This window comes from Kitasatospora cineracea, assembly GCF_003751605.1.
In the GTDB taxonomy this organism is placed as follows: domain Bacteria; phylum Actinomycetota; class Actinomycetes; order Streptomycetales; family Streptomycetaceae; genus Kitasatospora; species Kitasatospora cineracea.
Genome location: NZ_RJVJ01000002.1, coordinates 1,515,587 through 1,533,393 on the forward strand (window position 1 = coordinate 1,515,587; position 17,807 = coordinate 1,533,393).

The window sequence follows — 17,807 nt, forward strand, 5'->3', positions numbered from 1 at the left end:
CCCGCCCGCCCGCGTGGAAGACTGGATCTTCTTCCGGACGGTCTTGGACGTGGGTGGGGCGGGCGTGGCGCGGCGGCGTGGTTCTGGCGTGTGGTCGGTACTGGCGGAGGCGCAGCGCGAGCAGCACCGCCGGGCGGAGGCGCAGCGGCGGGCGGCGGAGGCCCGGCAGCGGGAGGGCGAGCGGGCCCGGCGGGAGGCGCAGCGGGCGGCGGCGCGGGGTGAGCGCGAGGCGCTGAAGGCGTACCAGCAGGGGCGGGAGTCGGATGCCGTCCGGCGCAGTGCCGAACTGGACGACCGGGTGGCCGAGTTGCGCGGGGTGCTGGCGGCCGGGCTGGCCGGGCCGGGGTTCTCGCTGGTCGCGGGGGGCCGTCCGGCGGTGCCGCCGTTCGACCCGGGGCCGTTGGGCGTGCCGGTGCCGATGCCGGACCAGAACTGGTACCTGGTGCCGCCCCCGGCCGGGCCGCAGGCGTACCACCCGGGGGCGCGCCGGCAGTGGGAGGAGCAGTCCGCGCAGGCCCGGGCCAGGTTCGAGCACGACTGGCAGGCGGCCTGGGCCGCCGAGCAGCAGCGGCAGCACCAACTCGCCGACTACCGTGCCCAGTACGACGCGTGGGCGGTGGAGCGGCACCGGCTGCTGGCCGGGCAGGCCGCGCAGGCGGGGCGGCTGGCGGCTCGGCTGCGGGCGGGCGAGGCGGCGGCGGTCGCCGAGTACTTCGAGGCGGTCGTCGACTGGCGCGAGGACTGGCCGGACGGCTTCCCCGCCGACGGCGAGGCCGTCTGGGACGCCGCGGCCCGGCGGCTGGTGGTGCGCTGGGAGCTGCCGCCGTACGAGGTGGTGCCCGCCCTGTCGAGGTACCGGTACGTCCGGTCGGACGACCGGGAGGACGAGGTGGCCCGGCCGGTCGGGCAGCGGCGGGAGCTGTACCGCGAGGTGCTGGCGCAGTGCGCGCTGCGGGTGCTGGCGGAGGTGTTCCGGGCCGACACCGGCGGGCTGCTGGCCTCGGTGGGGCTGAACGGCGTGGTGGTGGCGACCGATCCGGCGACCGGGCAGGAGGGGGAGCGCTGCCTGCTGGCCGTGGAGGTCGGCCGGGACGTGTTCGCGGGCCTCGCGCTGGACCGGGTGGACCCGCTGGAGTGCCTGGCCGGCGCGCTCGGCGGGCGGATCGCGGCCCGGCCGGAGAAGGGCGGGACGGTCGCCGAGGTGCCGGCCTCGGTCGAGCCCGCGCCCGTTCCCGTCCCGGTGCTCGCGGTGGACGGCGAGGGGCCGGACCTGTTCGAGATGGACCCGCTGGAGTTCGAGGAGCTGATCGCCGAGCTGTTCCGCCGCCGGGGCCTGCACACCAGCACCACCGCGCGCAGCGGTGACGAGGGCGTGGACGTGCTGGCCGAGGACCCGGACCCGATCACCGGCGGGAAGATCGTCATCCAGGCCAAGCGCTACCGGAAGACCGTGCCGCCGAGCGCCGTCCGCGACCTGGAGTCCACCATGCGCCGGCAGGGCGCCAACCGGGGCATCCTGGTGACCACCGCGGGCTTCGGCCCCGGCTCCCGCAAGCACGCCGAGGGCCAGCCGCTCACCCTGGTGGACGGCCCGATGCTGCTCGCGCTGCTGCGCGAGCACGGCCTGCCGGGCCGGCTGGGCCCGGCCGCCGCGGTGTCCGTCCGACCTGCCGTCTCCGCAGTGGAGTTGGCGCCGGGTCAGAACCTGGTGCTGCCCGGCGGCGAGGTCCGGGTCCGGTTCCGGTCCGGTGGCGCGGCGGCCGATCTGACGCTGCTGCTGCTCGACGCGGGCGGGCGGGTCCGGCACGACCGGGACTTCGTCTTCTACCACCAGCCCGCCGCGGAGGACGGCGCCGTGACGCTCCGTCCGGACGAGCGCACCGCGACCGTCCGCACCGCGCGACTCCCCGACGCGGTACGGCGGGTGGCGATCGCCGTCAACCTGGACGCGGACGGCGACGGCACCTGCGCGGACCTGGTCGACCCGGCGGTGGAGCTCGACTCCGGCGGCGGCCGGTGGCTGTTCCGCCCGCCGGCCGACCCGGCGGTCTCCGCGATGCTGGTCGCCGAGGTCTACCGGCACCCGGCCGACGGCTGGAAGCTCCGCGCGGTCGGCCAGGGCTGGTCCGACGGCCTGGCGGGCCTGGCCCGCGCCCACGGCGTGGACGTCGCGTAGCGGCGGAGCGGGAACCGGGGGCGGGAAGCGCGCGGAGGCGGCGGACCACCGCCCGGCCCGCGGCCCCGCCGCCGCCCGCGGTGCCGCCGCGCGGCTACCCGCCGAGCGCCTTGATGTGCTTCCACTCCGCCGCGCACGCGCGGTAGCCGAACCAGTCGTTGATGGCGAGCATCGGGGCGTTGCCCTCGTCGTTCTGGGTGTACGCGGCGGTGAGGCCGCGGGCCTTGGCGCGGTGCAGCGAGTGGGCCTTGGCGAGCTTGGCCAGGCCGCGGCCGCGGTGGGTGGAGCGGGTCGCGGTGAAGGAGGACCAGTAGGTGCTCCGCCCGTCGGTCTGGGCGGCGGAGAAGGCGACCGGTTCGCCGTCCGCGAGGACCACCGCGGTGAGGGTGTGGTCCTGGTCGGGGCGCTGCCAGATCTCGGCGAGCCAGCCCTCGTAGGGCTGGTCGTCGAGGACCAGGTCTCCCGGTTCGGCGCGGGCGCCGTCGATGTCGACCAGGTAGATCGGGTACGGGTCGTCCAGGAAGTCGGCGGCGGTGCGCAGTTCGACGCCCGGCGGGGTGGGCGGCAGCGGGCGCAGCGGGGCGGTGAGGTCGAGGCCGGAGAAGCGGCCGGGGCGGCCGCGCCGGTAACCGCGGGCGGCGGCGAAGCCGAGCGCCTCGGGGGTGTCGTCGGCCCAGCCGTGGGCGTCCCGGGTGCCGAGGGCGGCGAGGTCCCGTTCGGCGGCGGCGAGCAGGGCGGTGCCGATGCCCGCGCCGCGGTGCTCGGGGAGCACGCTGACGTTGAGGAAGCCCTGGTGGGGGGTGGTGCTCTCGGTCACCGGGCCGAACCGGGCGGTGCCGACGACCTGTCCGGCGCGCTCGGCGACCAGCAGGTGGTAGTGCGGCAGGGCGGCCTGCCAGGCGACCACCTCGGGGGTGGTGACCAGGTGCGGGCGGCCGGCCCGGTGGGCCTCGGCGGCCCCGGGGGCGTCGGCGGATGCGAACGGGCGGATGCGGTACGGCGTGGAAGTCATAGGCATGTCACGTTAGCCAGTCGTTCGTCCGCGCGCCGCCGAATTTCCCCCCCGCGCGCGTGTGCGTTCAGTGAAGCTGAAACCTCAAGTTCAGCTCTGAGTTTCCGGTGTCCCGCTTGGCATCGGCGCGCGGTGGATACACCCTCGGCAACGGGGAGTCGGGCGGTCCGAAAGGCCCGACGGAAAGGGGGTGGAATATGTCTTCGTCCGATATTCCGCGATTGGGCACCGGCCTCGGCTGGCGTCCCGAGATCGACACCGCGGTGGAGCGGCTGCCCGGCCTCGACTGGGTGGAGGTGGTGGCCGAGAACGTCTGCGCCGAGCACCTGCCGCCCTCGCTGGCCGAGCTGCGCTCCCGCGGGGTCGCGGTCGTCCCGCACGGCGTCTCGCTCGGGCTGGGGGACGCCGCCGAACCGGACCCGGCCCGGCTGGCCCGGCTGGCGGGCGTGGCCGAGGCGCTCGGGTCGCCGCTGGTCAGCGAGCACCTGGCGTTCGTCCGGGCGGGCGGCCTGGAGGCCGGGCACCTGCTGCCGGTGCCGCGCACCCGGGCCGCGCTGCGGGTGGTGGTGGCCAACGTCCGGATCGCCCAGCGGGAGCTGCCGGTGCCGCTGGCGCTGGAGAACATCGCCGCCCACCTGGCCTGGCCGGGCGACGAGCTGACCGAGGCCCAGTTCCTCGCCGAACTGGTCGAACAGACCGGCGTCCGCCTGCTGGTGGACGTCGCCAACCTGCACACCAACCGGGTCAACCTGGGCGTCGACCCGGCCGCCGAACTGGACCGGCTGCCGCTGGAGGCCCTCGCCTACGTGCACGTGGCCGGCGGCGTCGAGCGCGACGGCGTCTGGCACGACACCCACACCCACCCCGTCACCGCGCCCGTGCTGGAGGTGCTGGCCGCGCTCTGCGAGCGGACCGACCCGCCCGGGGTGCTGCTGGAACGGGACGGCGCGTACCCGCCGCCCGCCGAACTGTCCGCCGAACTCGACGCCATCCGCCGCGTCCAGCGCCTGCACCGGAGGGAAGCCGCCCGTGTCTGAGCACCACGAATACCTGATCCGCGACCGCGCCGACGCCGAACTCGCCCTCGCCCGGGTCGAACTGGCGCACCGCCAGGAGGAGTTGCTGGCCGCCCTGACGGCCGGCGGCCCAGCCCCCGCCGGCTTCGACCCCGGGCAGCTGCGCGTCCAGGCCGCGGGCCTGCTCGCCAAGCGCCGGGAGACCGTCGGCCACCTGATGCCGGAACTGCCCGACCTGCTCGGGGCGGACTTCGCCCCGCTGTTCGCCCGCTACGCCGCCGGCCGGCCGCTCACCGGCGGCTACCGGGCCGACGCCCGGGCCTTCGCCGAGTGGGCCCTGGACAGCGGCCCCGACGCCGACTGGCGGCCCGCGCTGCGCCGCCTGCTGCACCCCGCCGCCTCCCGGTGGAGCCGCCTGCTGCCGCACCGCGACCGCGCCGCCAAGGCGCACCCGTAACCGTCCGTACCGCACAGAAGGGAACCACGGGGGATGTGGAGCTTCCGGTTCGTCCTGGCGTTCGCGCTCGTCGTGTGCTCGATCGCCGTCGCCGCCGTCTTCAACCGGCGCAGCACCCGGGTCACCGACCCGCGCGGCCTGCCCGGACGCGGCCTGCCGCTGCTGGAGGTCGCCTTCCTGGCCGGCGGGCCCGCCCGGGTCGTCGACACCGCGCTGGTCCGGATGGAGCGCGAGGGCCGGGTGGTGGTCTCCCGGGCCCACCGGGTCACCGTCACCGCCGACCGGACCACCGACCCGGTCGAACGGGTCCTGATCACCGCGGTCGGCGGCCGGGCCGGGCGCGACCTGTCCGTGCTGCGCGCCTCGGTGCCGGGCAGCCCCGAGGTGCAGCGGATCGGCGACGGGCTCGCCGCCCGCGGCCTGCTGCGCCACCCGGGCGCGCTGAAGGCCGCCTGGCGGGCCCGGCGGCTGGTGGTGCTGGCGCTGGTCGTCACGCTGGTGCTGGGCGCGGTCTCCACCGCGCAGTGGCTGGACTCGCCCGGCCGGGACTCCACCGTGCCACCGTTCTTCCCGTTCGGCGTGCTGACCCTGTTCACGCTGGTCAGCCTGGTCGCCACCCGCCCCGCGAAGCGCCGGATCACCCCGGCCGGCCTCCGCCAGCTGCAGCTGGTGCGCGGCAGCACCCCGTGGCAGCCCCGGGAGGTGGAGCGGGCGCACGCCGAACTGGTCGGCGCGTTCGCCCTGGACGGCGCCGCCGCGCTGAAGGGCTCCGACCAGCAGGCGCTGCGCGAGGCGCTCGGCGGCGGCACGGCGCCGGCCGGCCGCCTGGTGAAGAGCGGGCGGAGCGGGCGGAACTCCGACAGCAGCAGCTCGGACTTCGCGGCCGGGGCCGGCGCCGGGGTGTGGTGCGGGTCGTCCTCGTCCTCGTCCTGCGGCTCGTCCGGCGGCCACTCGGGCGGTTCCTCGCACCACTCCTGCGGGGGTTCCTCCTCGCACTCGTGCGGCGGTTCCTCGCACTCCTGCGGTTCGTCCAGCTCCTGCGGGTCGAGTTGCGGCGGGGGCGGCTGCGGTGGGTCCTGACCGTTCCTCGAGTCACAGTTCGGTATCGCGGCGCGGGTATCCGTTCCGCTTCCGGCGCGCACAGGACTAGAACAGCAAGCATGTGGGTGTTGCTGCTGATCCCGTCCTGCGCCGCCGCGGTGCTCTCCTGCCTCCGGCTGGTGCGGGTCGCCGCGATCGCGGACGCCTGCACCGGCCGGGTCCCGCACCCGCTCCACCGGGCCTCCGGCGTCGGCCTCTACGAGACCGCGTACCTGGCCGGCGGCCCGGCCCGGGTGGTCGACCTGGCGCTGGTCCGGATGGCCGCCCTCGGCCGTCTCCACCTCGCCCACACCGGCTGGACCACCGTCGTCGACCCGCAGGGCCGCGGCCGCCTGGAGCGCGCGCTGATCGGCGCGATCGGTCCCGACGGCCAGTGCCGCACCGCCCAGTTGAAGGCCGCGCTGGCCGCCCACCCGACCGTCCGCGACATCGGCGACCGGCTGGCGCAGGCGGGGCTGGCGACGCCGGCCGTGGTCCGCGACCACGCCCTGCGGGCGATCCGGCAGGTCCGCTGGGCGCTGGCCGGGGCCGCCTCGATGCTGCTGCTGACCGTCCTGCTCGCCGCCCCCGACGGCACCGCCGCCCGCACCGCCGTCGCCTGGTACGCGCTGCCCCTGGTGCTCACCGGCGGCACCCTCCTGATGGCCCGGGTCGACGTGCACGCCTACACCGCGTGGGCCGCCCCGGCCGGCCAGACCCTGCTGCGGGCCCTGCCCTGCCGCCACACCGCCACCGACGACCTGCTCACCGCCGTCGCCATCTCCGGCCCCGCCGCCGTCCCGGACCCGCGCCTGCGCGCGGCCCTCGGCTCCTGACGGGGGAGCACGGGGCCGCGGGCACGGGATCCGCTCAGTACAGGCCGGAGAGGAGTTCGGCGACCGGCTTGCGGCGGCCGGTGAAGAAGGGGACCTCCTCGCGGACGTGCAGGCGGGCCCGGGAGGGGCGCAGGTCGCGCATCAGGTCGACGATGCGGTGCAGTTCGTCGGCCTCGAAGGCCAGCAGCCACTCGTAGTCGCCGAGGGCGAAGGAGGCGACGGTGTTGGCGCGCACGTCCGGGTAGCCGCGGGCCATCATGCCGTGCTCGGCGAGCATCGCCCGGCGCTCCTCGTCGGGGAGCAGGTACCACTCGTAGGAGCGGACGAAGGGGTAGACGCAGACGTACTCGCGGGGCCGCTCGTCGGCGAGGAACGCCGGGACGTGCGACTTGTTGAACTCGGCGGGGCGGTGCAGCGCCATGTTCGACCAGACCGGCTCCAGGTGGCGGCCGAGCCCGGTGCGGCGGAAGCGGTTGTACGCCTCCTGCAGGTCGTCGGAGTCCTCGGCGTGCCACCAGACCAGGATGTCGGCGTCGGCGCGCAGCGCGGAGACGTCGTAGGTGCCGCGGACGACGACGTCCTTGGCGGCGAGCTGCTCGAAGAGGGAGTCGACCTCGGCGGCGAGCGCGGTGCGGTCCTCGGGGAGGGCGTCCTTGAGCTTGAACACCGACCACATGGTGTAGCGGATGACCTGGTTGAGGTCGCGGGCCTTCTTCTTCACGGGCTGCTCAGTGCTTTCGGTCATGAGCCCATTGTCCCTTCTGTGCGGGGGGTGCCGGTGCCGGGGGTGAGGTGCTCGGCGGCGCGCCGGGCGCCGGCGACGACGGCGGGGATGCCGACGCCGTCGTACGCGGCGCCGCAGACGGCGATCGCGCCGAGCGCGTCGAGGTGGGTGCGGATCCGGGCGACCCGGTCGAGGTGGCCGACCGGGTACTGCGGGAGTCCGGCCCGCCAGCGGGTGACGGCGTGGTCGTACGGGGTGGCGCGCAGGCCCACGGCGGTGCGCAGGTCGGCGAGCGAGCGGGCGACCAGGTCGGCGTCGTCCAGGTCGAGGGCGGCGTCCTCGCGGTGGCGGCCGAGCGAGGTGCGCAGCAGGAAGGTGTCGGGGGCGGAGCGCTCCAGCCAGCCCCACTTGTTGCTGGAGAAGGTGGACGCCTTGATGCTGCGCCGGTCGACCGGCGGGACGAGGAAGCCGCTGCCGGTGAGCGGGCTGTCGGCGAGGTCGGCGCGCCGGAAGGCCAGGGTGACCAGGGCCATCGAGGCGTACTCGACGGCGCGCAGTTCGGCGGCGGCGCCGGGGGCGTCGGCGGCGAGCAGGGCGGCGGCCTGCGGGGCGGGGACGGCCAGCACGACGGCGTCGGCGGCGAGTTCGCGTCCGGCGGTGGTGACCAGCCAGCCGTCGGGGGTGCGGCGCAGGGCGTCGACCCGGTGGCCGGTGCGCAGGTCGGCGCCGTGCGCGCGGTCGTGGGCGGCGACGGCTTCGGGGAGGGTGCCGAGTCCGCCGCGCAGGCCCTGGAAGACCGGTCCGGTGGCGGTGGCGCGGCTGCTGAGCTCGCGGATGGATGCGGTCAAGTGGCCGCCTTGCTGGGCGAGTTGGAGCAGCTGCGGGACGGCGGCGCGGATCGAGATCTCGTCGGCGTGCCCGGCGTAGACGCCGCCGAGCAGCGGTTCGACCAGCCGGTCGACGACCTCGCGGCCGAGCCGGTCGGCGATGTAGCGGCCGATCGGGGCGTCCTCGCCGAGTTCGGCGGGCTGCTCGTGGCGGGCCCGTTCCAGGCCCTCGGGGGTGAGCACGCCGGAGGCTTCCAGCGCGTCCAGGTCTCCCGGCACGCCCATGAGCTGGCCGCCGGGCAGCGGGCGCAGGCCCTCCCGGGTCCAGATCGCGGCCTTGGCGGTGGTGGGCGGTTCGAGCTGCTCGCCGAGGCCGACCCGGCGGGCCAGCTCGACCGCTTCGGGGCGGCGGGCGAGCATCGACTCGGCGCCGAGGTCGACCCGGACGCCGCCGACCTCGCCGCCGCGCAGCTTCCCGCCGAACCGCGCCGACGCCTCCAGCACCGTCACCCGCGCCGCCGCGTCCCCGAGGAACGCGGCCGCGGCCAGGCCCGCGATGCCGCCACCGATCACCACGACGTGAGGTTTCGCCATGCCGACCAGTCTCCCAGCCCTTATCCGGTTCGCCGGAATCGGCCCCGGGGCGCCCCGAGACCGGGGCGAGTCCGCGGCGTGATCGTTCCGGTACCGGCGGTGCGGGTCCGGTCCGGGAGCCGCCGCGTCACAGTGCCGTGGGGGCGGGCGGACGGCGCGCCCCGGAACACGGGGAGGGTACCGAATGGACCTGCGGGTACGCAGAGCGGGCGCGGCCGGGGCACTGGCCGCGGTCCTGCTGCTGGCCGGGTGCAGCGCGGACGGGGAGCGCTCGTCGGGCTCGGCGGCCGCCGCCGACGCGAAGGGCCCGGCCCAGGCGCAGGGCGCGCCGGCGGCCGCCCCCGGCTCGGGCGGGGCCACCGCCGGGACCGGCGCCGGGGGGACGGCGGCGGCGACGGCGGGAACTGCGGCAACGGCCGCGACGGACCGTCAGATCGCCTACCAGGCGAAGCTGACGCTGCGGGTCGACGCCGTCGACGACGCCCGCACCAGGGCCGTCGACCTGGTCGTCCGGGCCGGCGGGTACGTCGCCGCGGAGAACCTGCGCGGCGGGACGGGCGACACCGCGCAGTCCACGCTGACCCTCAAGGTCCCGTCCGCGGCCTACCAGGCCACCCTGGACGGGCTCGGCGGGCTCGGCACCCGGCTGGGCCTGAGCAGCCAGGCCGACGACCTCACCCAGCAGATCGCCGACACCGACAGCCGGGTCAAGTCCATGCAGGCCAGCGTGGACCGGGTGCGGGCGCTGATGGCCGACGCGAAGAGCCTGTCCGAGGTGGTGTCGCTGGAGGGCGAGCTGACCCGCCGGGAGTCCGACCTGGAGTCCCTGCAGCGCCAGCAGCAGCAGCTCACCGCCCGCACCTCGCTCTCCACCGTGACCCTTGAGCTGGTGACCCGTCAGCCCGCCCGCGTCGAGCCGAAGCAGGAGGAGACCGGTTTCTGGGCCTCCGTCGGCCACGCCCTCTCCGGCGGCTGGCACGCCCTGGTCACCCTGGTCCGCGCCGTCCTGATGGTGCTGGCCGCCCTGGCTCCCTTCCTGGTCCTGCTGGCCCCGCTCGGCTGGCTGCTCCGCCGCCGCCTGCGCGCCCGCCGCACCGGCTCCCCCGCCGTCCCGCCCCGTCCGACGCACGCCCCGGACACCGACGGGGAGGGCGGCACCGGCGGCGGGGCGTGACCCGGGGCGGCGGCGCCGGTCAGGTGGCCGCGGCGTCCGGCCCGTCCCCGTCGGGGCGGGCCGGGGGCCCGGCGGGGGCCTCCCGCTCCGCCTCCTCCCGGCGGCGGCGCTCCCCCGCCTCGGCGGCGGCCTGCTGCTCCCGGCGCATCTCGCCGCGGCGCACTTCGTTCGCGACGAACAGCACGAAGCCCGACAGCGGCATGACCAGGCCGGCGAGCGACCAGTCGTCGCCGAAGACGCCCATGACGAACATCCACACGATCCCGGCCCAGCCGAGCAGCATCAGCAGACAGCTCATGACACCCCCTCCCCGTGATCCACCGTAGCCATCCGGGAGCGCCGCGTAAACGGCCGGACCCGAGAACGGGGGTCGGACGGGCGGGGAGGACGCGGGGAGGGCGTCGCGCGGCGGGCGAGGGACCGACGACGGGCGCTAGTGCCGCGTCAGGCAACCTTCGCCCGTCGCGACGCCCGGCACGCACTCTCGCCGCACCGGCCGAAAACCCAAGTACATCCAGTACGAGGGCTTCCGGCCGGCACGCCGAGAGCACGCACCAAGGGGGCACCTCCCAGCCCCCCTCGGGGCTGGGGGAGCCGCTCCTTCACGGCAAAGGCTGCCTGACGCGGCACTAGAAGCCCTCCACCGCCCGGCCTCTGGTGGCGCGCAGCGCCGCGAGCGCCGCGCAGGGGACGGTGACCAGGGCGCAGAGCAGGGCGGTGGCGGCCAGGGCGGCCCAGGGGAGGGTGAGCGGGACGGGGGCGCCCGCGCGGTGGAGGGCGGCGGCCGTGGTGGTGGCGGCGGTGCCGAGGAGGGCGCCGACCGCCGTGACCAGGAGCGTCTCGGTGGCGACCAGGCGCACGGCGCGGGCGCGGGTGGTGCCGACGAGGCGGAGCCGGGCGAGTTCGCGGCGGCGGTCGGTGGTGGTGGTGAGAGCGGTGTGGGCGAGGGCGATCGCGGTGTAGAGCAGGGCGAGGCCGAGGACGGCGGCGATCCGGCGGATCCGCTGCGGGTCGTCGGCCGGGTGGTGGGCGGCCAGCCAGGCCGCGCGGGTCTCGACGGCGGCGCCGTGCGTCCGGGCGAGGGCGGCGGCCTCCCCGGCGGGGGCGCCCAGGACGTCGATCCGGTCGGTCCGGGCGCCGGGCGCGTTGCGCGGGGTGACGTACACGGGGTTGGCGCCCGTCCCGTCGCGCAGCACGGCGGCGACCCGCAGTTCGCGCCGGGTGCCGTCGGCGAGCACGACCCGGACGCGGTCGCCGACCCGCGGATCCCCCCACTCCTCGGCGAGCACCACGCCGTCGTCGTCGAGCGTCGCGGGGTCCCCGGCGGCGACGGGGAGCCGGGTGGTGGCGGTCAGCGCGGCCGGGTCGGCGACGGCCCTGCCCTCGGCGCGGACGGCCGTCCCGTCGCCCTCGACGACCGCGAGCGGCGTCGCGGCGCTCGGTGAGACCACCGCCCCGGGCAGGGCCCGCAGGTCGGCGAGCAGCCGGTCGGCGCCGTCGGCGCCGGGGGTGAGGAGCAGGTCGGCGGCGGTGCGGGCGCGGGCCTCGGCGGCGCGGGCCCCGGCGATGACGGCGGGGACGCCGACCAGGGTGCCGGTGAGGGCGACGACGAGCAGGACGGGGGCGGCGGTGGCGCCGGTGCGGCGCAGGCCGCAGAGCGCGGCGGCCCGGACCAGCCGGGGCGGCCGGACGGCGGGGCGGGTGAGCAGGCGCAGCAGGGGACGGGCCAGCACGGGGGCGAGCAGGGCGAGGGCGGCGATCAGCAGCATCGGCTGGAGGGTGTAGGTCTTGCGGTGCAGCAGTTCGGCCGGGTCGTCGGCGAGCGCGGCGGCCACCACGGCGGCGTACGTGCCGAGCAGGGCGAGGGCGGCCGTCCAGCGGCCGGCGGTCATCACCTGCAGGTCGACGTCGGCCTCGCGGAGCGCTTCGAGCGGGCGGACCCGGCCGGCCCGCCGGGCGGCGACCGCGGTGCCCGCGAGGGCGACCAGCGGGCCGGCGCAGAACGCGGTGGCCAGCGGCCAGCCGGGGGCGGCGGTCCGGAAGCCCGCGGGGGCGAGTCCGGCGGCGCTCAGCGCGTGCGCCAGGACGGGGGCGGCGGCCCGGCCGAGCGCGCAGCCGGTGGCGGCGGCGAGCAGGCCGAGCAGCAGGGACTCCAGCAGGACGGTGCGGGTGAGCTGGCCGCGGGTGGCCCCGGCGAGCCGGAGCAGGCCGAACTCGCGGCGGCGCCGGGCGATCGCGTAGGAGGAGGTGGAGGCGACCACGAACCCGGCGGTGAACAGGCTGACCCCGCAGGTGGTGCCGAGTTGGGCGGTCAACGCGGTGCGGTCCTCGCCGGGCGGCAGGCCGGCGGCTGCGGCGAGGCCGAGCAGGGTGGCGGCGATCAGCGCGACGCCGAGGGCGAGCGCGGTGAACGCGCCGAGCAGGGCGGTCCGTCCGGCGTGCAGGGAGCGTACGGCGATCCTGGTCAGTGCGGTCGTCATGGGACCGAGCCAACCGGCGGCGAGCCGTCCGCGCAGTGATGCCCGGTCCACCGTGAAGAGTAGAGACAGCCCTACCGACACGGGCCGGGCGGGCTCCTAGGGTGGGACCGTCTCGTGGAGGGAGGTGCCGGATGTCCGACTGCTGGCGAGCGCTGCGCCGGCCGGGGTTCCCGCTGACGGCCTGGCCGTGGCGTTCGGCCGCGTACCTGCTGGGGTGCGGGCTGTCGGGGGCGGTGCTGTGCGCGGTGCTGCTGCTGTGGGCGGCGGTCGGCGGGGTGCTGTCGGTACTGCTGGTGGGGGTGCCGCTGCTGGCGGCGCTGCCGCTGGCGGGGCTGGTGTCCGGGGCGTGGGAGCGGCGGCTGGTGCGCTGGATGGGCGGGGCGCCGGTGGCCGATCCGCACCGGGTGCCGGACGGCCCGGGCCCGCGGGCCTGGCTGCGCGTCCGGTACGGCGAGGCGGCGACGTGGCGGGAGGCCGGCGGGGCGGCGCTGTCGGCGTTCCTGCTCTGGCCGGTGGAGCTCTCGGTGGTGGCGGGGGCGCTGCTGCTGCCGGCCTGGCTGGTGACGACGCCGCTCCAACTGGCCCTGGACGGCGAGCAGGTGAACGTGCTGAAGGTGTGGCAGCTGCACGCGCCGGGCCAGGCCTGGGCGGTGGCGGCGGCGGGCGCGGCGCTGCTGGCCCTGGCGGGCTACCCGCTGACGGTGGCGGCGGGCGCCCGGGCGGCGCTGGCCCGGCTGCTGGCGGGCGGTCAACAGCGGGTCGGCGAGCTGGTCCGCTCCCGGGCCCGACTGGTGGACGCGTTCGAGGCCGAACGCCGCCGAATAGAAAGGGACTTGCACGACGGCGCGCAGCAGCGGCTGGTCGCGCTGTCGATGTCGCTGGGCCTGGCCCGGCTGGACGCGCCGCCGGGCGGCCCGCTGGCCCGCCGGCTGGCGGCGGCCCACGCGGAGGCGGACGCGGCGCTGGCCGAGCTGCGCGAGCTGGTGCACGGCATCCACCCCCGGGTGCTCGCCGACCGCGGCCTGCCGGACGCCTGCACGGACTTGGCGGACCGCTCGGTACTGCCCGTCGCGGTGGACGTGTCGCTGCCGGGCCGGCTGCCGACCGCGGTCGAGTCGGCCGGGTACTTCGCGGTCGCCGAGGCGCTGGCGAACGCGGCCCGGCACGGCGGTGCCTCGGCGGCCCGGGTGCACGGCCGCTGGTCGGGCGGCCGACTGCTGCTGGAGGTCTCGGACGACGGCGCGGGCGGGGCGGACGCCGCGGCCGGCACCGGGCTGACGGGGCTGGCCGACCGGGTCGCGGTGGTGGACGGCAGACTGTCCGTCAGCAGCCCGCCGGGCGGCCCGACCCTGCTGCGTGTGGAGATCCCGTGCACCCCGACGACCGTCGCCCGCTGCGCCTCGTCCTCGCCGAGGACTCCGTCCTCCTCCGCGAGGGCCTGATCGGCCTGCTGGAGCGCTTCGGCCACACCGTCGCGGCGGCGGTCGACGACGCGGACGCCCTGCTCGCGGCGGTCGCCGAGCACCGCCCCGACCTGGTCCTGACCGACGTCCGGATGCCCCCCGGCCGCAGCGACGAAGGCCTGCGCGCCGCGCTGCGGCTGCGCGCCGAGGAGCCGGCCCTGCCGGTCCTGGTGCTCAGCCAGTACGTCCAGCGCTCGTACGCGGCCGACCTGCTGGCCAGCGGCGACGGCTCGGGCGTCGGCTACCTGCTCAAGGACCGGATCGGCCATGTCGAGGAGTTCCTGGCCGCGGTCGACGCCGTCGCCGCGGGCGGCACGGTGGTCGACCCGGAGGTGGTCCGCCGCCTGCTGGCCCGCCGCCGCGACCCGCTGGAGCGGCTCACCCCGCGCGAGCGCGAGGTGCTCGAACTGATGGCCCGGGGCTGCTCGAACGCGGAGATCTGCCGCCGCCTGACGGTCTCGGAGGCCGCGACCTCCAAGCACATCGGCAACATCCTGCTCAAGCTCGACCTGCCCCCGGCCGAGGACACCCACCGCCGCGTCCTGGCCGTCCTCGCCCTCCTCGGCACGGACGGCTAGGTCCTGTCCGGTCGGTCTTGTCGGATCGGCGCGCGGCAGTGGGCGCCCGGCTGGGAGTGCCGGGCCGACGCCCTCGTACTGGATGTACTCGGGTGTCGGGCCGGTGCTTCCAGGCGAAGGGGGCACCTCCCAGCCCCCCTTGGGGCTGGGGGAGATCCGGCGTCGCGCGCCCGGCAAGATCGGCCGGACCGGGCCCAGCGCCCCCGCCGGGGGCGCGGGATCAGGGCCGCACCGTCCCCCGCGCCGCTGGTCGCGCCGCCCTCAGCGGGCGCTCGCCTCGTGGACGAAGGCGACCAGCCGGGTCAGGGCGTCCGGGTCCATGGTGGGCATGACGCCGTGGCCGAGGTTGAAGATGTGGTGGCTGCCGCCGAGGGCCTGGGCGGCGTGCAGGACCTCGCGGGCCTTGGTCTCGACGACGTGGGTGGGGGCGTAGAGGACGGCGGGGTCGAGGTTGCCCTGCAGGCCCTTGCCGGGGCCGACCCGGTTGGCGGCCTCGTCGAGCGGGACGCGCCAGTCGACGCCGACGATGTCCGCGCCGGCCTGGCCCATCAGGCCGAGGAGTTCGCCGGTGTTGACGCCGAAGTGGATCCGCGGGACGCCGTAGGGCTCGACCGCGTCGAAGACCTTCGCGCTGGCGGGCATCACCGAGCGGCGGTACTCGTCGGGGGCGAGCGCGCCCGCCCAGGAGTCGAAGAGCTGGACCGCCGAGGCGCCCGCCTCGATCTGGATCTTCAGGAAGGCGGAGGTGATCTGCGCGAGCCGGTCGACGAGTTCGGCCCACAGCTCGGGGGCGCCGTACATCATCGCCTTGGTGTTCTCGTACGACTTCGAGGGGCCGCCCTCGATCAGGTAGCTGGCCAGCGTGAACGGCGCGCCGGCGAAGCCGATCAGCGGGGTGGCGCCGAGTTCGGCGACCAGCAGGCCGACCGCCTCGGTGATGTAGGGCATGTCGTCGGGCTCGAGCGGGCGCAGCCGCTGGAGGTCGGCCGCGGTGCGGATCGGGTCGGCGATGACCGGGCCGATGCCGCCCTTGATCTCGACGTCGATGCCGACGGCCTTGAGCGGGACGACGATGTCGGAGAAGAAGATGGCCGCGTCCACCTTGTGCCGGCGCACCGGCTGCAGGGTGATCTCCTTGACCAGCTCGGGCTGCGTGCAGGCGTCGAGCATCGGGACGCCCTCGCGGACCTTCAGGTACTCGGGCAGCGAGCGGCCGGCCTGTCGCATGAACCAGACGGGGGTGTGCGGCACCGGCTCGTTGCGGGCGGCGCGCAGGAAGACGGAGTCGTACGCGGCGCCGCGGGGCCGCTGACCGGACTGGGCTGCGGGGGTCTCACTCACGGGTCACATCCTCGCACGCGGCCGGCGGGCCCCCGGCCCGCGCGGGCGGCCCGGCCAGGCAAAACGGACACCTCGGGCGGTGCCCGCCGGGGCGGCGCCCGCGGCCCGCTCGATTTCCGGGTTCTCGGCACGCCGGAGGCACGAAAGTGCTCGGATTGCGGGTCCGCGCCGCCTAGGCTTCCGGTCATGGCAGCGGTCGGCGGGCAATCCGCGCAGGGTGGAGGAACGGGCAGGGAGTCGGCGCCGATCGAGTTCCGCGACGCGGTCGAGGCGCTGACCGGGGCGCGGCTGCGCCCCGAGGTACGGCTGTCCCCGCAGCCCGCCCCCCGTCGGCTGGCCCCGTACTCCTTCGCGCTCTCCGCCTCGGTCGAGGTGGACGGCGAGGAGCTGGCGGACGGCACCCTGGTGCTGCTGCACGACCCGTCGGCGCCGGAGGCGTGGAACGGCGACTTCCGGGTGGTGACCATGACCCGGGCCGAGCTGGAGCCGGAGATGGCGGGCGACCCGGTGCTGTCCGAGGTCGGCTGGAGCTGGCTGCTGGACGCGCTGCAGGCGCACGCCGCCGGGTACGCCGAGCCGTCCGGCACGGTGACCAGGTGCCACTCGCAGTACTTCGGCGCGCTGGCCGAGCGCGGCTCGTCCACCGAGATCGAGCTGCGGGCGTCCTGGACGCCGGCCGACCGCCGGTTCGAGCGGCACCTGGCCGCGTGGGCCGACCTGCTGTGCGGGTGCGCGGGGCTGCCGCCGTCCGCGCCGGCCCAGCTGCCGGCCGACGGGCCGGGCGCGCTGGGCGGGGTGGTGCCGATGCCGGCCCGCCGCCGGCCGCGCAATTCGCACTGACCTCCCGTCAGCCGTCCCGGGCGCTCCCGGGGCGGGTCCGCAGACACCTCAGGGGGACAACCCCGCGCTCCGGGCCCGGTGCCACCCGCAGGGCTGACGGAGTGTGACTTCGCGCGCGCTCCTGGTCAATTACCTGCGCGTTTGCGATCGCCGTGGCGTCGTTCCCGATCGAATGTGTGCGATTTCCAGGCATGTCGTACCGGTCATCTGCGCGATTTGTCCGTATTGTTACTCACCAGATCGTGATCACCCGCTAAAGCCGGGCACGGTTGATGCCGAAGGTGTCAGTGACCCTTTCCAGCCGCGGAACGCTCCGACCGCCCCCTCGGGGTTCGTCCGCCACTCCCCCCGGAGGCCTCAGGTGTCGGTCCTTCTCGAGCACCCCGCAAACGTGGTCGCCTACCGTCCGACGAAGCCCACCGCCATGGTGGTCATCGCAGATCCCCGGGTCCGGAACACGGTGACCCGGCACCTATGGGCGCTCGGTGTCCGCGACGTCATCGAGGTCTCCTCGATCGCCGAGGCCCGGCCCCGGGTCTCCACCCCGCGCGACATCTGCATCGCCGACGTGCACCTGCCCGACGGCTCCGGCCTGACCGTGCTGGCCGAGACCCGCGCCGCGGGCTGGCCCAACGGCCTGGCGCTGTCCGCCGCCGACGACATCGGCGCGGTCCGCTCGGCGCTGGCCGGCGGCGTCAAGGGCTACGTGGTGACCGGCACCCGGACCAACATGCCGATGCCCGGCCGCCCCGGCCTGCCGATCGGCGCCGGCCTGGCCGGCCGGATGCGCCGCCCCGGCATCCCCGGCCACCACCACCCCGGTGCGCCCGGCCACCACGGCGCCCCCGGCCAGCCCGGTGCCGCCCCCGGCGCCCCGGGTGCGCCCGGCGCCCAGCCGTCCGCCTACCGCGAGCTGTCCGGCCGCGAGGTGGAGGTGCTGCGGCTGGTCGCCGAGGGCCAGTCGAACAAGGCGATCGGCGTGGCGATGGGCCTCTCGGCGCTGACGGTGAAGAGCCACCTGGCGCGGATCGCCCGCAAGCTGGGCACCGGCGACCGGGCCGGCATGGTCGCGGTGGCGCTGCGCACCGGCATCATTCACTGACCCGCATCGTCCCTGGTGGCGGCCCGGAGGAACGTTTCCTCCGGGCCGCCGTCGTGCGTCCTCCCCGCCCCGCGCCCGGGTCGCCGCCCCGCCCTGACGGGACGTCA

The 17,807-nt window shown here is 76.6% G+C and carries 14 protein-coding genes and 1 pseudogene; 9 read left to right on the top strand and 6 right to left on the bottom strand.

Going from position 1 to position 17,807, the window contains the following annotated elements; genetic code table 11:
- The first annotated feature begins 88 nt into the window (after positions 1-88).
- Entirely contained in the window at positions 89-2,176 is a 2,088-nt protein-coding gene (locus EDD39_RS32955; RefSeq protein ID WP_123563028.1) for a restriction endonuclease, read from the top strand.
- Positions 2,177-2,270: 94 nt separating this feature from the next.
- On the opposite strand, the gene EDD39_RS32960 is transcribed toward EDD39_RS32955, so the two are convergent.
- Positions 2,271-3,188, bottom strand: a complete 918-nt coding sequence (locus EDD39_RS32960) for a GNAT family N-acetyltransferase (protein WP_123563030.1) — start codon at positions 3,186-3,188, stop codon at positions 2,271-2,273.
- Between the two features lie 212 nt (positions 3,189-3,400).
- Here EDD39_RS32960 and EDD39_RS32965 point away from each other — a divergent pair.
- The 3 genes and pseudogenes from EDD39_RS32965 (at position 3,401) to EDD39_RS32980 (ending at position 6,577) form a co-directional block, all read left to right on the top strand.
- Positions 3,401-4,661 (top strand): annotated as a pseudogene (locus tag EDD39_RS32965) (MbnB/TglH/ChrH family RiPP precursor modification enzyme).
- 33 nt (positions 4,662-4,694) lie between these two features.
- Positions 4,695-5,741 (top strand): TIGR04222 domain-containing membrane protein, encoded by a 1,047-nt coding sequence (locus EDD39_RS32975; RefSeq protein ID WP_123563037.1) that lies wholly within the window; start codon positions 4,695-4,697, stop codon positions 5,739-5,741.
- 80 nt (positions 5,742-5,821) lie between these two features.
- The gene (locus EDD39_RS32980; protein WP_123563039.1) at positions 5,822-6,577 is read left to right on the top strand and encodes a TIGR04222 domain-containing membrane protein; all 756 of its coding nucleotides are present in this window, start codon (positions 5,822-5,824) and stop codon (positions 6,575-6,577) included.
- A gap of 34 nt (positions 6,578-6,611) precedes the next feature.
- On the opposite strand, the gene hemQ is transcribed toward EDD39_RS32980, so the two are convergent.
- Together hemQ and hemG are read right to left on the bottom strand one after the other, a co-directional pair.
- On the bottom strand, positions 6,612-7,322 hold the full coding sequence (hemQ, locus tag EDD39_RS32985) for a hydrogen peroxide-dependent heme synthase (RefSeq protein ID WP_123563041.1): 711 nt from the start codon (positions 7,320-7,322) through the stop codon (positions 6,612-6,614).
- A complete protein-coding gene (gene hemG / locus EDD39_RS32990) occupies positions 7,319-8,722 on the bottom strand; it encodes a protoporphyrinogen oxidase (RefSeq protein WP_123563043.1) in 1,404 nt (467 codons plus the stop codon). The genes hemQ and hemG overlap by 4 nt, the downstream gene beginning before the upstream one ends.
- A 184-nt stretch (positions 8,723-8,906) precedes the next feature.
- Here hemG and EDD39_RS32995 point away from each other — a divergent pair, with 184 nt between their 5' ends.
- Positions 8,907-9,896, top strand: a complete 990-nt coding sequence (locus EDD39_RS32995; RefSeq protein ID WP_123563045.1) for a DUF4349 domain-containing protein — start codon at positions 8,907-8,909, stop codon at positions 9,894-9,896.
- Between the two features lie 19 nt (positions 9,897-9,915).
- Here EDD39_RS32995 and EDD39_RS33000 read toward each other — a convergent pair whose 3' ends face one another.
- Complete coding sequence (locus tag EDD39_RS33000) at positions 9,916-10,194, bottom strand: hypothetical protein (protein WP_123563047.1); 279 nt, start codon at positions 10,192-10,194, stop codon at positions 9,916-9,918.
- Positions 10,195-10,525: 331 nt separating this feature from the next.
- Positions 10,526-12,376 carry an FtsX-like permease family protein gene (locus EDD39_RS42355; protein ID WP_123563049.1) on the bottom strand — a complete coding sequence of 617 codons (1,851 nt, stop codon included), beginning with the start codon at positions 12,374-12,376 and terminating at the stop codon, positions 10,526-10,528.
- A gap of 131 nt (positions 12,377-12,507) precedes the next feature.
- On the opposite strand from EDD39_RS42355, the gene EDD39_RS33015 reads away from it, so the two are divergent.
- Both EDD39_RS33015 and EDD39_RS33020 read left to right on the top strand, forming a co-directional pair.
- Positions 12,508-13,818, top strand: coding sequence for a sensor histidine kinase (locus tag EDD39_RS33015; RefSeq protein WP_123563061.1), 1,311 nt, complete (start codon positions 12,508-12,510; stop codon positions 13,816-13,818).
- Positions 13,746-14,417, top strand: coding sequence for a response regulator transcription factor (locus EDD39_RS33020; RefSeq protein WP_208765701.1), 672 nt, complete (start codon positions 13,746-13,748; stop codon positions 14,415-14,417). Before EDD39_RS33015 ends, EDD39_RS33020 begins: the two co-directional genes overlap by 73 nt.
- Positions 14,418-14,678: 261 nt before the next feature.
- Here the strand turns inward: EDD39_RS33020 and hemE are convergent, their stop codons facing one another.
- Positions 14,679-15,758, bottom strand: a complete 1,080-nt coding sequence (gene hemE, locus EDD39_RS33025) for a uroporphyrinogen decarboxylase (protein ID WP_123563063.1) — start codon at positions 15,756-15,758, stop codon at positions 14,679-14,681.
- Positions 15,759-15,944: 186 nt separating this feature from the next.
- On the opposite strand from hemE, the gene EDD39_RS33030 reads away from it, so the two are divergent.
- On the top strand, positions 15,945-16,598 hold the full coding sequence (locus EDD39_RS33030) for a DUF3000 domain-containing protein (RefSeq protein ID WP_123563065.1): 654 nt from the start codon (positions 15,945-15,947) through the stop codon (positions 16,596-16,598).
- 361 nt (positions 16,599-16,959) lie between these two features.
- Positions 16,960-17,700, top strand: coding sequence for a response regulator transcription factor (locus tag EDD39_RS33035; protein WP_030459687.1), 741 nt, complete (start codon positions 16,960-16,962; stop codon positions 17,698-17,700).
- The last annotated feature ends 107 nt before the right edge of the window (positions 17,701-17,807 follow it).